Source organism: Pseudomonas sp. LPB0260, from assembly GCF_013388395.1.
Genome location: NZ_CP058247.1, coordinates 1,406,116 through 1,420,396, shown reverse-complemented (window position 1 = coordinate 1,420,396; position 14,281 = coordinate 1,406,116). Strand labels below are relative to the sequence as shown.

The window sequence follows — 14,281 nt, the reverse complement described above, 5'->3', positions numbered from 1 at the left end:
AGCCAGTGTAGCGCGGTTGGTTCGTCGCAATGCAAAGGCTATGCTTAGGCGCAATTCAATGGATATTCACTATGACCCTCACCGAACTGCGCTACATCGTCACCCTCGCCCAGGAACAGCACTTCGGGCGCGCCGCCGAGCGTTGCCACGTCAGCCAGCCGACCCTGTCGGTGGGGGTCAAGAAGCTCGAGGACGAGCTCGGCGTGCTGATCTTCGAGCGCAGCAAGAGCGCGGTACGCCTGACCCCGGTTGGCGAAGGCATCGTCACCCAGGCACAGAAGGTGCTGGAGCAGGCCCAGGGCATCCGTGAGCTGGCCCAGGCCGGCAAGAACCAGCTGACCGCGCCGCTGAAGATCGGCGCCATCTACACCGTCGGTCCCTACCTGTTCCCCCACCTGATTCCCCAGCTGCACCGCGTCGCCCCGCAGATGCCTCTGTATATCGAGGAAAACTTCACCCATGTGCTGCGCGACAAGCTGCGCACCGGCGAGCTGGACGCCATCATCATCGCCCTGCCGTTCCAGGAAGCCGACGTGCTGACCAAGCCGCTGTACGACGAACCCTTCTATGCCTTGATGCCGGCCGGCCACCCCTGGGCCGCCATGCAGAGCATCGACAGCAAGCTGCTCAACGACAAGAGCCTGCTGCTGCTGGGCGAGGGCCATTGCTTCCGCGATCAGGTGCTGGAGGCCTGTCCGACCCTGCGCAAGGGCGGCGAGGAGCACGCCAAGCACACCACGGTGGAATCCAGCTCGCTGGAAACCATCCGCCACATGGTCGCCTCCGGCCTCGGCGTATCGATCCTGCCGTTCTCCGCGGTGGACAGCCACCACTACGCTCCCGGGGTGATCGAGGTGCGCCCGCTGAGCGCGCCAGCGCCGTTCCGCACCGTGGCCATCGCCTGGCGCGCCAGCTTCCCGCGGCCCAACGCCATCGAGGTGCTGGGCGACTCGATCCGCCTGTGCTCGGTGGCCAAGCCCCAGGCCCAGCCCGCTTAAGTCCGGCCCATGAGCGAACTGGCCAGCATCTCCGTCACCGCGCTGAAAGGCGTCGGCGCCGCCCTGGCCGAGAAGCTCGCCAAGGTCGGCCTGGAGAACCTGCAGGATTTGCTGTTCCACCTGCCGCTGCGCTACCAGGACCGCACCCGCATCGTGCCGATCGGCGCCCTGCGGCCCGGCCAGGACGCCGTGGTCGAAGGCCAGGTGGTCGGCGCCGACGTGGTCATGGGCCGGCGGCGCAGCCTGCTGGTGCGCCTGCAGGACGGCAGCGGCACCCTCAGCCTGCGCTTCTACCACTTCAGCCAGGCGCAGAAGGACGGCCTCAAGCGCGGAACCCAGCTGCGCTGTTATGGCGAAGTGCGCCCCGGCTCCTCAGGCCTGGAGATCTACCACCCGGAGTACCGCGCGCTCAGTGGCGCCGACGCGCCGCCGGTGGAGCAGTGCCTGACGCCGATCTACCCCAGCACCGAAGGCCTGACCCAGCAGCGCCTGCGAGCCTTGAGCGAGCAGGCCCTGGCCCGCCTCGGCCCGCGTAGCCTGCCCGACTGGCTGCCCGAGGAGCTGGCCCGCGACTACCGCCTCGGCCCGCTGGATGAGGCGATCCGCTACCTGCATCGACCACCGCCGGACGCCGACCTCGAGGAGCTCGCCGAAGGCCGCCACTGGGCCCAGCACCGCCTGGCCTTCGAGGAGCTGCTGACCCACCAGCTGTCGCTGCAGCGTCTGCGTGAACAGGTGCGCGCCCAGCAGGCGCCGCCGCTGCCGCCGGCCAAGCGCCTGCCGCCGCAGTTCCTCAGCAACCTGGGCTTCCCGCCCACCGGCGCGCAGCGCCGAGTCGGCGCCGAGATCGCCTACGACCTGAGCCAGGACGAGCCTATGCTGCGCCTGGTGCAGGGCGACGTCGGCGCCGGCAAGACGGTGGTCGCCGCCCTCGCCGCCCTGCAGGCCCTGGAGGCCGGCTACCAGGTGGCCCTGATGGCGCCGACCGAGATCCTCGCCGAGCAGCACTTCCTCAACTTCAGCCGCTGGCTGCAGCCGCTCGGCCTCGAGGTCGCCTGGCTGGCCGGCAAGCTCAAGGGCAAGGCCCGCGCCAGCGCGCTTGCGCAGATAGCCGACGGCGTGCCGATGGTGGTCGGCACCCATGCCCTGTTCCAGGACGAGGTGCAGTTTCGCAACCTGGCCCTGGTGATCATCGACGAGCAGCACCGCTTCGGCGTGCAGCAGCGCCTGGCCCTGCGCCAGAAAGGCGTCGGCGGCCGCCTCTGTCCGCACCAGCTGATCATGACCGCCACGCCGATTCCGCGCACCCTGGCGATGAGCGCCTACGCCGACCTGGACACCTCGATCCTCGACGAGCTGCCGCCGGGCCGCACCCCGGTCAACACCCTGGTGATCGCCGACAGTCGCCGCCTGGAAGTGATCGAACGGGTGCGCTCGGCCTGCAACGAGGGGCGCCAGGCATACTGGGTCTGTACCCTGATCGAGGAATCCGAGGAGCTGACCTGCCAGGCCGCCGAAACCACCTTCGCCGACCTCGCCGCCGCCCTCGGCGGCCTGCACGTCGGCCTGATCCACGGGCGCATGAAGCCAGCGGAGAAGGCCGCGGTGATGGAGCAGTTCAAGCTGGGCCAATTGCAGTTGCTGGTCGCCACCACGGTGATCGAGGTCGGCGTCGACGTGCCCAACGCCAGCCTGATGATCATCGAGAACCCCGAGCGCCTCGGCCTGGCCCAGCTGCACCAGCTGCGCGGGCGGGTCGGCCGCGGCAGCGCGGCGAGCCACTGCGTGCTGCTCTACCACCCGCCGCTGTCGCAGCTGGGCCGCGAGCGCCTGGGCATCATGCGCGAGACCAGCGACGGTTTCCTCATCGCCGAGAAGGACCTGGAGCTGCGCGGCCCCGGCGAGATGCTCGGCACCCGCCAGACCGGCCTGCTGCAGTTCAAGGTCGCCGACCTGATGCGCGACGCCGACCTGCTGCCGGCGGTGCGCGATGCCGCCCAGGCCCTGCTGGCGCACTGGCCGCAGCACGTCAGTCCGCTGCTGCAGCGCTGGCTGCGCCATGGTCAACAATATGGGCAGGTGTGATGCCAGGCGCGGGACTGCCGTCGCCTCGTCGTGCGTCCGCCGGCCCGCTGGTTATACTTCGGAGCACCCGCTCCCTCCACGTCGGATGCCCTCATGACTGAAGCCGCCCTCGCCCCCGACTCCGCAGTGCATGCGCCCCAGGTGATCGTGCAGCTGCTCGACAAGCTCGCGCTCGCCTACCGGGTGTGCAGCGAGACCCCGCAGCTGCCCGCCGCCCAGCGCGTGCAGGCGGTGCTGCTCGACGACGCGGTGGGCGCCCTGCTGGTGCTCTACCCGCATAGCCAGCTGCTCGACCTCAGTCGCCTGGCCGAGCTGACCGGACGCCAGCTCGCCGCGGTCAAACCCGAGCGCCTCGAGCGCATGCTCGCCAAGCACGAGCTGCGCGAGCTGCCGGGCCTGCCGCCACTGACCAGCTCGCCCTGCCTGTACGATGAGCGCCTGCTGCAGGAGCCCACGCTGTACCTGGCATCAGGCCAGCCCGGGGTGCTGCTGGAGATCGCCAGCGAGGCCTTCAAGGGCCTGCTGAGCAAGGCCAGCGCGGCACGCTTCGGCGAGCCGCTGAGCAATATCCGGCCGAACCTCGACCGCCCGGACGACGACCGCGAGGAGATCAGCCAGGCGGTCCAGGCCTTCACCGCCCGGCGCATCCAGCAGCGCCTGGAGGAGACCATCGAGATCCCGCCGCTGCCGCAGACCGCCCAGCGCATCATCAAGCTGCGGGTCGATCCGGACGCCACGGTGGACGACATCACCGGGGTAGTGGAGACCGACCCGGCGCTGGCCGCCCAGGTGGTCAGCTGGGCCGCCTCGCCCTATTACGCCGCGCCCGGCAAGATCCGCTCGGTGGAGGACGCCATCGTCCGCGTGCTGGGCTTCGACCTGGTGATCAACCTGGCCCTCGGCCTGGCCCTGGGCAAGACCCTGAGCCTGCCCAAGGACCAGCCGCAGCAGGCCACGCCCTACTGGCAGCAGGCGATCTACAGCGCCGCGGTGATCGAAGGGCTGACCCGCGCCATGCCCCGGGCACAGCGCCCGGAAGCCGGGCTGACCTACCTCGCCGGGCTGCTGCACAATTTTGGCTACCTGGTGCTGGCCCACGTCTTCCCGCCGCATTTTTCGCTGATCTGCCGCCATCTGGAGGTCAATCCGCACCTGTCGCCCGGCTATATCGAGCAGCACCTGCTGGGCATCACGCGCGAGCAGATCGGCGCCTGGCTGATGCGCTACTGGGACATGCCGGAAGAGCTGGCCAGCGCCCTGCGCTTCCAGCACGACCCGGACTACGCCGGCCCTCACGCCGCCTACCCGAACCTGGTGTGCCTGGCCGTCAGGCTGCTACGCAACCGCGGCATCGGCGCCGGCCCACAGGGCGAGATTCCACAGCAACTGCTCGACGCCCTCGGCCTGAGCCGGGACAAGGCCGAGGAGGCGGTGGACAAGGTGCTGGCCGCCGAGGTGGCGCTGCGCGAGCTGGCGGCGCAGTTCCACCCGCTGCACTAGCGCGGGATGCGTCGTCGCCAATGACCAAGGGGCCCTCGGGCCCCTTTGTCGTTTCGTTGGAGTGTTTACCTGAACGCGGCGCGACGCGCGGCGAACAGCTGCGGCAGCACCTGCACGCTGCTTTCCAGCAGATGGCTGACCGCCGGGTGCTCGTACAGCGCGGCATAGTCGGCCAGCTGCTCGCTGGGAATCTGCCGGTAGGCATAGAGCATGAAGGATTCCACCGCGGCGGCGCTGGAGGTTTTCAACGCCGCGACCTGGACCTGGGTCTGGCTGCTCAGGGCCTGCTCGTCGAGGGTCTCGCCGCGCGCCTTGAGCGCCAGCAAGGCCTGGGTCTTGCCGGCCTCGTAGCGCAGCACGGTGGCCAGTGCGGTGGTGCGTGCGGCCGCGTCGAGACGTCGTACCAGGGCCAATCTGTCCTGGCGCGGCGGGCGCGCGGCCAGTTGCTCGCGATAATCGGCCAGCGCCGTGCCGTCCCCCTCGCCCACCGCACGCTCGGCCGCGGTGAAACGCCGGGCCAGGGGGCTGTCGAGCAATTGCCGGGCCTGCTCGAGCTGGTCCCGATCGAACTTACCGGCCAGCTGCTCGGCCAGATCGCGGCACAAGCCATCGGCGGCGAAAGCCCGGCCCAACTGGGCCTGCTGCGCCGGATTCATGCCGCGCTGCACCAGCGGCGCGCTCTGCTCGCATAGCAGGCGCAGCCCGGCCAGTTCGAGCACGGGGGCGAAATCGTCGGCCTTGGGCGGCGCGGCGTGGGCCATGCCGACGGACAGCAGCAAGGCAGCAATGATCAAACGCATGAGGGGGCTTCCACTGTGGCAGCGCCCAGCCTAGCGAATGTGCCGGGCGCCAGCCAGTGGCGTGTTCAGGCGGCTTTCTTCTCGACGCGCTTCTTCGGCGCCAGGTACTTGGTCAGGCCCTGGAACCACAGCACCAGCGCCGGGTCGCCCTGGATCTGGATATCCTTGTTCTGGATGCCCTGCATGAACGCCAGCTGCTTGTTCTTCGCGTTGAACGTGGCGAAGCCGTAGGCACCATCGCGAAAGCCCAGGGCAAAGGCCGGCTGGGTGGCCGCGCCGCGCTTGCTGCTGACGCGCTGGTTCTTGACGACGAAATGGCGGGCGATCTTGCCGTCCAGGGTGTGCAGCTGGAACACCATGTCGCGGTCGGCGAGTTGTTGCTGGAAGGCGGGATTTTCGCGGCTGGCCTTGGCCATCAGGCGGCCCAGCATCCACAGGAGAAAACGGAACTTCATGCGCACGGCCTCGGCGGGTGTCGTAAATGGCGGCGCATTGTAGCGGTGTGTGGCGGGGCTGACAGCCAAACCAAAGCATGGTCGTGGCGGCGCAGCGGGTATTGCTCGGGCGAGCCCGGAGCCGGGAGGCTCCGGGCGGGCCAGGCTCAGTTGACCGCGTCTTTCAGGGACTTGCCCGGTTTGAAGGCGACGGTGTTGCTGGCCTTGATCGTGACCGGCTGGCCGGTCTGCGGGTTTTTGCCGGTGCGGGCACCTCGATGACGCTGGACGAAGGTACCGAAACCGACCAGGGTCACACTGTCCTTGCGGTTCAGTGCACCGGTGATTTCTTCGAGCACGGCGTTGAGTACACGACTGGCCTGATCCTTGGTGAGATCGGCCTTTTCGGCGATGGCGGCGGCGAGTTCCGGTTTACGCATAGTTGCCTCTTAGACGGTTATTGTTGTTGTGTCCGTGCTGTTCTTCCAGAACAGCGGCCAAGGCGCCGCAACGGCTCTACGCTGCGGCAGACCCAGGGAGGATGGCATGTGATCTGGCCCTGCGCCAGTGTCACTCGACGGTTAAAGCGAGCCAGGCCAGGGCAAATCCGCCAGATCGGGAGGCGCTCAGGCCAGCAGCGGCGGCAGCTGCTTGTTCAGCGCCAGCTTCTCCTGCACGGCGGCGCCGGTCAGCGCGTAGCCCAGCAGGTTGCCCTCGGCATCGCGGCACAGGGCCTTGATGTCGCTGCCGCTGCCTTCCACCGTCCACTCGCCCTGGCGGCCGCGCGGCGGCGGCGAGACCACCAGCGGGCACACCGGGGTCTTCACCGTGACCGGCATGGGGCCGTAGCTGACCTGGGTCGGCTTGCCGGCAAGGGTCTGGGCCAGGGCGCGGGCGCAGCTCATCAGGGGCATCACGTAGAGCAGGTTGAGGCCGTCGACCTCGGCGCAATCGCCCAGGGCGTAGATATTGGCGTGGGAGGTGCGCAGCTGGCGATCGACCACCACCCCGCGGTTGACGGCCAGGCCGGCGGCGGCGGCCAGCTCGATGCGCGGGCGCAGGCCGACGGCGGAGACCACCAGGTCGCAGGCGATCTCGCTGCCGTCGGACAGCTGCGCCAGCAAGCCATCGCCCTGGTGCTGGACGCTGCTCAGCACCGGGCCGAGGTAGAAGCGCGCCCCCAGGCTTTCCAGGCCGGCCTGCACCGCGGCGGCGGCGGCCGGATGCAGCAGCCCCGGCATCACCTGTTCGCAGGGGGCGACCAGCTCGACCTGGTAGCCGCCGACGCTGAGGTCGTTGGCGAACTCGCAGCCGATCAGCCCGGCGCCGAGCAGCAGCACCCGACGCTTGCCGGCCGCCGCGGCGCGAAAGCGCGCGTAGTCCTCCAGGTCGTTGATCGAGAAGATCGCATCCTCGGCATCGCCGGCCACCGGCACGCGGATCACCTCGGCGCCCCAGGCCAGCACCAGGTCGCGATAGGCCACGGCCTCCTCGCCGATCCACAGGCGCTGGTGGCCAGGATCGATGCCGCTGATGCGGGTATGAGTGCGGATCTCGGCGTTCAGCTGCTCGGCCATGGCGCCGGGTTCGGCCATGCTCAGGCCGTCGGCGTCCTTGTGCTTGCCGAACCCGGTGGAGAGCATCGGCTTGGAGTAGGAACGGCCATCGTCGGCGCTGATCAGCAGCAGCGGCGTGCTGCTGTCGAGCTTGCGGAACTCGCGGGCGAGGTTGTAGCCGGCCAATCCGGTGCCGACGATCACCACGGGTGCACTCATCATCCCTTCCTCTGTTGTGCTGGGGCGCGTTGGCCGAGCGGCTCGCTCAGCCAACCTCGATCATCTCGAAATCGGCCTTGCTCGCCCCGCAATCCGGGCAAAGCCAGTCGGCGGGAACATCCTCCCAGCGAGTACCGGGCGGGATGTCCTCGTCCGGCAGGCCTTCGGCTTCGTCGTAGATGAAGCCGCAAACAACGCATTGCCACTTGCTCATGGGGCCTCCTTGCGGGGTCATTTCAACAGACCCTACTGCAATTGCCGGCCCCCGGCCAAGCACGGCCCACGCATAAAAACGGCGGCCAGGGCCGCCGTGGGAAATTCTCGGGCTCAGGCGATCTCGATCATCTCGAAATCCATCTTGCCGACACCGCAGTCCGGACACAGCCAGTCTTCCGGCACGTCCTGCCAGGGCGTCCCGGCGGCGATGCCTTCATCGGGCCAGCCCTGGCTCTCGTCGTAGATCAACCCACAGACCACACATTGCCACTTCTTCATTGCTACCTCTGGCGAGTCTCACAGTGTTGCGCGGGGCACGCTACCGCAATTGCGCAGATGCGCCAAGTCGCCGGGCGACGAATGTCATCCGGCGGCTTGGGCAGACCAGGTCGGTGGCTGCGCGCCAGGCGGCGGGCAGCCACGCCGGCGCTTAGCGCGCCTGCAGCAGCGGATCGCTGATGCCCATGCCGTACATGGCGATCATGGTCAGGCCACCGGCCGCCACGAGGTAGTAGAGGGTCGGCAGCATGGTCTTGCGCAGGGTGATGCCCTCGCGACCGAGCAGGCCGACGGTGGCCGAGGCCGCCACCACGTTGTGGATGGCGATCATGTTGCCCGCCGCCGCGCCAACCGATTGAGCGGCCACCATCATCGCGCCGGAAACCCCGAGCAGGCCCGCCGCGTTGAACTGGAACTGCGACAGCATCAGGTTCGACACGGTGTTGGAACCGGCGATGAAGGCCCCCAGGGCGCCGACCGCCGGCGCGAAGAACGGGTAGATGCCGCCCACGCTGTCGGCCACCAGCTGGGCCATGGCCACCGGCATGGACATCAGGTCGGAGGCGTTGACCCCTGAGTTGATCAGGATACGCACCATCGGGATGGTGAAGATCAGCACGAAGCCGGCGCCCAGCAGGGTGCGGCTCGACTCGTGGACCGCCGCGCCCAGTTCGGACAGGCGCATGCGATGCAGCAGGCAGGTGACCAGCACCACGGCGCAGAGGATGCCGCCCGGCAGGTACAACGGCTGGATGGCACCGGAGACGCCGGTCTCACCGAGGATATCGGTCCAGCCGAAGCTGACGCTCATCAGCGCGGCCTTCAGCTCCGGGAACACCCGCGAGGCCACCAGGAACAGCGCCAGCAGCACGTACGGGGCCCAGGCCATGCGCACGGAGATCGGCGCCTTGCCGACGATGTCTTCGAGCTTCATCTCGATCTTGCCCATCCACTCGGCCGGCCAGTCTTTGGCGTCGGCGAAGTCCCAGGCCTGCTTGGGCAGCAGGAAACCGGCCTTGGCCGCCGGAATGACGATGGCCAGGCCGACCATGGCGCCGATCATCGAGGGGAACTCGGGGCCGAGGAACACGCCGGCGGCCATGTAGGGCAGGACGAAGCACAGGCCGGTGAAGATGGCGAACGGGGCCATTTCCAGGCCTTCCTTCCAGGACTGATTCTTGCCGAAGAAGCGGGTCATGATCGACAGCATGATCAGCGGCATGAGGATGCCGATCAGGCCGTGGGTGATCGCCACCCGGGAGAAGATCAGGTGGAAGAACACCTCCCAGCTGCTGTTCAGGGCGGTCAGCTGGGCGCTCATGCCGGCCTGATCCAGACCACCGGCGACACCGACCAGGATCGGCGTGCCGACTGCACCGAAGGACACCGGCGTGGACTGCACCATCATGCCCAGCACCACCGCGGCCAGCGCCGGGAAGCCCAGGGCCACCAGCAGCGGCGCGGCCACTGCGGCCGGCGTACCGAAGCCCGAGGCGCCCTCGATGAAGCAGCCGAACAGCCAGGCGATGATCAGCGCCTGGACCCGGCGGTCGGGGGTGATGGTGGCGAAGCCGCGGCGGATGGCGGCGATGCCGCCGGAATGCTTGAGGGTGTTGAGCAGCAGGATCGCGCCGAAGATGATCCAGAGGATCGACGCGGTGAGGATCAGGCCCTGCAGGCTGGAGGCCAGAACCCGGTTGAAGGACATGTCCCAGGCCGTCAGGCCGATGAGCGCGGTGAGCAGGAAGACCACCGGCATGGCGTACTTGGCTGGCCAGCGGAAGCCGATCAGCAGCACACCCGCCAGTACCAGCGGCACGAAGGCCAGGATCGACAGCAGTGTTTGACTCATGGGTTTGGTTCCTAGTTGTTTTTGTGAACCACAGTTACCGGGGTGACCCGGTGCCACGCATCTGGGCGGCCCGGGCAGTTGGCCCGGGCCGACCTTCGGCCGCCCGCTCCGGGTCCCCCCGGGCGGGCGTCCATGCTCGCCAGCCCGAACGTCGGCGACGCCCGCGGCTGTCTATCGTTTGACCTGAATCAGCCCTGCTGCTTGAAGCGCAGACGCCAGGCGTGCAGCAGCGGCTCGGTGTAGCCGCTGGGCTGCTCGCGGCCCCTGAACACCAGGTCGCTGGCCGCCTGGAAGGCCGCCGACTGGGCGAAGTCCGCCGCCATCGGCCGGTAGTTGGCATCGCCGGCGTTCTGCTGGTCGACCACCTTGGCCATGCGCTCGAGGGTCTCGCGCACCTGCTCCGCGCTGACCACGCCGTGGTGCAGCCAGTTGGCGATGTGCTGGCTGGAGATGCGCAGGGTGGCGCGGTCTTCCATCAGGCCGACGTTGTGGATGTCCGGCACCTTGGAGCAGCCGACGCCCTGTTCGACCCAGCGCACCACGTAGCCGAAGATGCCCTGGCAGTTGTTGTCCAGCTCTTCCTGGATCTCGCTGGCGCTCCAGTTGCGCTCGGCGGCCACCGGCACGCTGAGCAGGCCGTTGAGCAGTTCGTCACGCTGGCTGTTGAGGTCGATGGCCTCCAGCTCGCGCTGCACCGCCTGCACGTCCACCTGGTGGTAGTGCAGGGCATGCAGGGTGGCGGCGGTTGGCGACGGCACCCAGGCGGTGTTGGCCCCGGCCTTGGGGTGGCCGATCTTCTGCTCGAGCATGGCGGCCATCAGGTCCGGCATGGCCCACATGCCCTTGCCGATCTGCGCGCGGCCGCGCAGGCCGCAGCTCAGGCCGACCAGCACGTTGTTGCGCTCGTAGGCCTGGATCCAGGCGCTGCTCTTCATGTCGCCCTTGCGCAGCATGGCGCCGGCTTCCATGGCGCTGTGCATCTCGTCGCCGGTGCGGTCGAGGAAGCCGGTGTTGATGAAGGCCACACGCGCGCCGGCGGCGGCGATGCAGGCCTTGAGGTTGACGCTGGTGCGCCGCTCCTCGTCCATGATGCCCATCTTCAGGGTGTGGCGCGGCAGCTTGAGCAGGTCCTCGATGCGGCCGAACAGCTGGTCGGCGAAGGCCACTTCGGCCGGGCCGTGCATCTTCGGCTTGACGATGTAGACGCTGCCGGTGCGCGAGTTGCCGCGGCGCTGCAGGTCATGCAGGGCGATCAGGCTGGTCATCACGCCGTCGAGGATGCCCTCGGGGATCTCGTTGCCCTCGCCGTCGAGGATCGCCGGGTTGCTCATCAGGTGGCCGACGTTGCGCACGAACAGCAGCGAGCGGCCGTGCAGCGTCAGCTCGCCGCCGGCGGCGGCGGTGTACTGGCGGTCCGGGTTGAGGCGGCGGACGATGCGCTTGCCACCCTTCTCCAACTCCTCGCTCAGGTCGCCCTTCATCAGGCCGAGCCAGTTGCGGTAGACCAGCAGCTTGTCGTCGGCGTCGACCGCGGCCACCGAGTCCTCGCAGTCGAGGATGGTCGATAGCGCGGACTCGACCAGCAGGTCCTTGACCCCGGCGGCGTCGGTGGCGCCGATCTGGCTGTTCGGGTCGATCTGGATTTCCACGTGCAGGCCGTTGTTCTTCAGCAGCACGGCCTTCGGTGCGCTGGCCTCGCCCTGGAAGCCGACGAACTTGTCGGCCTGGGCCAGGCCGGTCTGGGTGCCGTCTTCCAGGGTCACCTGGAGCTGGCCGTCGACCACCCGGTAGCTGACCGAGTCGGCGTGGGAGCCGCTGGCCAGCGGGGCGGCCTGGTCGAGGAAGGCGCGGGCGAAGGCGATGACCTTGGCGCCGCGGGTCTGGTTGTAGCCCGGGCCTTTCTCGGCGCCGCCTGCTTCGGAGATGGCGTCGGTGCCGTACAGGGCGTCGTACAGCGAGCCCCAGCGGGCGTTGGCGGCATTCAGCGCGTAGCGTGCGTTCATCACCGGCACCACCAGCTGCGGGCCGGCCTGGCTGGCGATCTCGCTGTCGACGTTGGCGGTCGTGGCCTGCACGCTGTCCGGCTGGGCCAGCAGGTAGCCGATGGACTCGAGGAAGGCACGGTAGGCCGGCATGTCGCTCACCGGGCCCGGGTTCTCGCGGTGCCAGGCGTCCAGCTGGGCCTGCAGCGCGTCGCGCTCGGCCAGCAGCGCGCGGTTCTGCGGCGCCAGGTCATGCACCAGGGCGTCGAAGCCGGCCCAGAACGCCTCGCGCTCGATGCCGCTGCCCGGCAGCACTTCCTCGTCGACGAAACGTTGCAGGTTGGCGGCCACTTGCAGGCGCTGGCAGTTCACGCGATCGGTCATTTTCCACTCTCCAGAAATCGTTGCTTGTGCGGCGCCCGGCGCCCGGCGCCGGCAGCGGCCCCCTGGGGGCCGCGTCGCTATTCGAATCAGCCCAGGGCGGCGATGCCGGCCTTGGCCACTTGCGCGTCCTGCTCGGCCTTGACCCCGGACACACCCACCGCGCCGACCACCTGGCCGTCGACCAGCACCGGCACGCCGCCTTCCAGAGAGGTCACCAGCGGGGCGGAGAGGAAGGCGCTGCGACCGCCGTTGACCATGTCCTCGTAGCCCTTGGTCTCGCGCCGGCCGATGGCCGCGCTGCGGGCCTTCTCGGTGGCGATGTAGGCGCCGATCGGCGCGCAGCCGTCGAGGCGCTCGAGGGCCAGCGGATGACCGCCGTCGTCGACCACGGCGATGGCCACGGCCCAACTGTTCTGCTGCGCTTCGGCGCGGGCGGCAGCAAGAATGCGGGCGACCTCGGCTTGACCCAGTACGGCTTTGCTTTGCATCTGTAGTTCCTCGTGATTGTTTGTCGCGTAGTGCGTGAATTCGTGGCCCGGATGCAATCCGGGAGCTTGTGGCCGCCCCGGATTGCATCCGGGCTACGGCAACGCGGCCGTGGTTGTTAGCTCATGGCCTCTTCGACCAGTTCGATCCAGTGCCGCACGGGGGTACGGCCGGCGCCATCGAGGTGGGTCTGGCAGCCGATGTTGGCGGTGACGATCACCTCCGGCTTGCCGCTCTCCAGGGCATCGAGCTTGTTGTCGCGCAGCTGCCTGGACAGCTCCGGCTGGGTCAGCGAGTAGGTCCCGGCCGAGCCGCAGCACAGGTGGCCGTCCGCCACCGCGGTGAGGCTGAAGCCGAGGCGGCCGAGCACGCCTTCGACCGCGCCGCCGAGCTTCTGCGCATGCTGCAGGGTGCAGGGGCAATGGAAGGCCAGGCGCCTGTCGGCGCGCACGCCCAGTTGCTCCAGGGGTTCGGCGCCGAGCACCTCGACCAGGTCCTTGGCCAGGGCGCCGACGCGCTTGGCCTTGTCGGCATAGGCCGGGTCCTGGGCCAGCAGGTGGCCGTATTCCTTGACGAAGGCGCCGCAGCCGCTGGCGGTCTGTACGATGGCCTCGGCGCCGGCCTCGATGGCCGGCCACCAGGCGTCGATGTTGCGCCGGGCGCGCTGCAGGCCGGCGTCCTGGGCGTTGAGGTGGTAGTCCACCGCACCGCAGCAGCCGGCCTCGAAGATCGGCGTGACGCTGATGCCGAGGCGATCGAGCACCCGCGCCGTGGCGGCGTTGGTGTTGGGCGACAGGCCCGGCTGCACGCAGCCTTCGAGCATCAGCACACGACGGGCGTGACGCGGCTCGGGACGCGGCTTGGCCGGGCGCGCGGCGTGCGGCAACTTGGCCTTGAGCGCTGCCGGCAGCAACGGGCGCAGCACCTGGCCGACCTGGGTCAGGCCCTTGAACAGGCTGGCGTTGGGCACCACCGCGCGCAGGCTCTCGCGCAGCGCACGCTGGGCCAGCGGCCGCGGCACGGCGGCGTCGACCACGGCGCGGCCGATGTCCAGCAGGTTGTGGTACTGCACGCCGGAGGGGCAGGTGGTCTCGCAGTTGCGGCAGGTCAGGCAGCGGTCCAGGTGCAGCTGGGTCTTGGCGGTGACCTCGTTGCCCTCGAGCACCTGCTTGATCAGGTAGATACGCCCGCGCGGCCCGTCCAGCTCGTCGCCGAGCAGCTGATAGGTCGGGCAGGTGGCGTTGCAGAAGCCGCAGTGCACGCAGCTGCGCAGGATGCTCTCGGCCTCCTCGCCACGCGGCAGACTTTTGGCGTGTTCACTCAGGTTGGTCTGCATCTTAGGTCGTGCTCGCAGTAAATGGCATTTCGCGTTGGCTCTGTGCTCGCGCCAGGCAAGGCGCGGAACGCAGGCGATGGTGAACCCTCGGCAAGTTCTGCAACACCGCATGACGCGAGCACAGGGCCAACCCTTCGGGCCGCGCTCCGAAAAA

Annotated in this window: 13 protein-coding genes; 3 read left to right on the top strand and 10 right to left on the bottom strand. The window is 68.9% G+C overall.

Going from position 1 to position 14,281, the window contains the following annotated elements:
* Positions 1-71: 71 nt before the first annotated feature.
* The 3 genes from LPB260_RS06150 to LPB260_RS06140 all read left to right on the top strand — a co-directional run bounded on the left by LPB260_RS06150 (position 72) and on the right by LPB260_RS06140 (position 4,583).
* Positions 72-998, top strand: a complete 927-nt coding sequence (locus LPB260_RS06150) for a hydrogen peroxide-inducible genes activator (RefSeq protein WP_208707826.1) — start codon at positions 72-74, stop codon at positions 996-998.
* A gap of 9 nt (positions 999-1,007) precedes the next feature.
* Positions 1,008-3,083 (top strand): ATP-dependent DNA helicase RecG, encoded by a 2,076-nt coding sequence (gene recG / locus LPB260_RS06145; RefSeq protein WP_208707825.1) that lies wholly within the window; start codon positions 1,008-1,010, stop codon positions 3,081-3,083.
* Positions 3,084-3,176: 93 nt separating this feature from the next.
* The gene (locus LPB260_RS06140) at positions 3,177-4,583 is read left to right on the top strand and encodes an aminoacyl-tRNA deacylase and HDOD domain-containing protein (protein WP_208707824.1); all 1,407 of its coding nucleotides are present in this window, start codon (positions 3,177-3,179) and stop codon (positions 4,581-4,583) included.
* Positions 4,584-4,648: 65 nt separating this feature from the next.
* Here the strand turns inward: LPB260_RS06140 and LPB260_RS06135 are convergent, their stop codons facing one another.
* The 10 genes from LPB260_RS06135 to glcF all read right to left on the bottom strand — a co-directional run bounded on the left by LPB260_RS06135 (position 4,649) and on the right by glcF (position 14,127).
* Complete coding sequence (locus LPB260_RS06135; protein ID WP_208707823.1) at positions 4,649-5,383, bottom strand: hypothetical protein; 735 nt, start codon at positions 5,381-5,383, stop codon at positions 4,649-4,651.
* Between the two features lie 65 nt (positions 5,384-5,448).
* Complete coding sequence (locus LPB260_RS06130; RefSeq protein ID WP_208707822.1) at positions 5,449-5,838, bottom strand: helicase; 390 nt, start codon at positions 5,836-5,838, stop codon at positions 5,449-5,451.
* Between the two features lie 146 nt (positions 5,839-5,984).
* Complete coding sequence (locus LPB260_RS06125; protein WP_208707821.1) at positions 5,985-6,257, bottom strand: HU family DNA-binding protein; 273 nt, start codon at positions 6,255-6,257, stop codon at positions 5,985-5,987.
* A gap of 186 nt (positions 6,258-6,443) precedes the next feature.
* Positions 6,444-7,592, bottom strand: a complete 1,149-nt coding sequence (locus LPB260_RS06120; RefSeq protein WP_208710081.1) for an NAD(P)/FAD-dependent oxidoreductase — start codon at positions 7,590-7,592, stop codon at positions 6,444-6,446.
* 46 nt (positions 7,593-7,638) lie between these two features.
* Positions 7,639-7,806 carry a rubredoxin gene (locus tag LPB260_RS06115; protein WP_208707820.1) on the bottom strand — a complete coding sequence of 56 codons (168 nt, stop codon included), beginning with the start codon at positions 7,804-7,806 and terminating at the stop codon, positions 7,639-7,641.
* 113 nt (positions 7,807-7,919) lie between these two features.
* The gene (locus tag LPB260_RS06110) at positions 7,920-8,087 is read right to left on the bottom strand and encodes a rubredoxin (RefSeq protein ID WP_208707819.1); all 168 of its coding nucleotides are present in this window, start codon (positions 8,085-8,087) and stop codon (positions 7,920-7,922) included.
* Positions 8,088-8,238: 151 nt separating this feature from the next.
* The gene (locus LPB260_RS06105) at positions 8,239-9,939 is read right to left on the bottom strand and encodes an L-lactate permease (RefSeq protein ID WP_208707818.1); all 1,701 of its coding nucleotides are present in this window, start codon (positions 9,937-9,939) and stop codon (positions 8,239-8,241) included.
* Between the two features lie 188 nt (positions 9,940-10,127).
* The gene (locus LPB260_RS06100; RefSeq protein WP_208707817.1) at positions 10,128-12,305 is read right to left on the bottom strand and encodes a malate synthase G; all 2,178 of its coding nucleotides are present in this window, start codon (positions 12,303-12,305) and stop codon (positions 10,128-10,130) included.
* Between the two features lie 86 nt (positions 12,306-12,391).
* Complete coding sequence (locus LPB260_RS06095) at positions 12,392-12,793, bottom strand: heme-binding protein (protein WP_208707816.1); 402 nt, start codon at positions 12,791-12,793, stop codon at positions 12,392-12,394.
* A 116-nt stretch (positions 12,794-12,909) separates the two neighbouring features.
* Positions 12,910-14,127: a glycolate oxidase subunit GlcF gene (gene glcF / locus LPB260_RS06090; protein WP_208707815.1), complete on the bottom strand. Its 1,218-nt coding sequence runs from the start codon at positions 14,125-14,127 to the stop codon at positions 12,910-12,912.
* Positions 14,128-14,281: the final 154 nt, after the last annotated feature.

Bases quoted from the DNA above. Each gene is read 5' to 3' on its own strand.
- LPB260_RS06140 (WP_208707824.1), top strand. From the start codon at position 3,177: ATGACTGAAGCCGCCCTCGCCCCCGACTCCGCAGTGCATGCGCCCCAG.
- LPB260_RS06120 (WP_208710081.1), bottom strand. From the start codon at position 7,592: ATGAGTGCACCCGTGGTGATCGTCGGCACCGGATTGGCCGGCTACAAC.
- LPB260_RS06125 (WP_208707821.1), bottom strand. From the start codon at position 6,257: ATGCGTAAACCGGAACTCGCCGCCGCCATCGCCGAAAAGGCCGATCTC.
- recG (WP_208707825.1), top strand. From the start codon at position 1,008: ATGAGCGAACTGGCCAGCATCTCCGTCACCGCGCTGAAAGGCGTCGGC.
- LPB260_RS06130 (WP_208707822.1), bottom strand. From the start codon at position 5,838: ATGAAGTTCCGTTTTCTCCTGTGGATGCTGGGCCGCCTGATGGCCAAG.
- LPB260_RS06110 (WP_208707819.1), bottom strand. From the start codon at position 8,087: ATGAAGAAGTGGCAATGTGTGGTCTGTGGGTTGATCTACGACGAGAGC.
- glcF (WP_208707815.1), bottom strand. From the start codon at position 14,127: ATGCAGACCAACCTGAGTGAACACGCCAAAAGTCTGCCGCGTGGCGAG.
- LPB260_RS06135 (WP_208707823.1), bottom strand. From the start codon at position 5,383: ATGCGTTTGATCATTGCTGCCTTGCTGCTGTCCGTCGGCATGGCCCAC.
- LPB260_RS06100 (WP_208707817.1), bottom strand. From the start codon at position 12,305: ATGACCGATCGCGTGAACTGCCAGCGCCTGCAAGTGGCCGCCAACCTG.
- LPB260_RS06095 (WP_208707816.1), bottom strand. From the start codon at position 12,793: ATGCAAAGCAAAGCCGTACTGGGTCAAGCCGAGGTCGCCCGCATTCTT.
- LPB260_RS06115 (WP_208707820.1), bottom strand. From the start codon at position 7,806: ATGAGCAAGTGGCAATGCGTTGTTTGCGGCTTCATCTACGACGAAGCC.
- LPB260_RS06150 (WP_208707826.1), top strand. From the start codon at position 72: ATGACCCTCACCGAACTGCGCTACATCGTCACCCTCGCCCAGGAACAG.
- LPB260_RS06105 (WP_208707818.1), bottom strand. From the start codon at position 9,939: ATGAGTCAAACACTGCTGTCGATCCTGGCCTTCGTGCCGCTGGTACTG.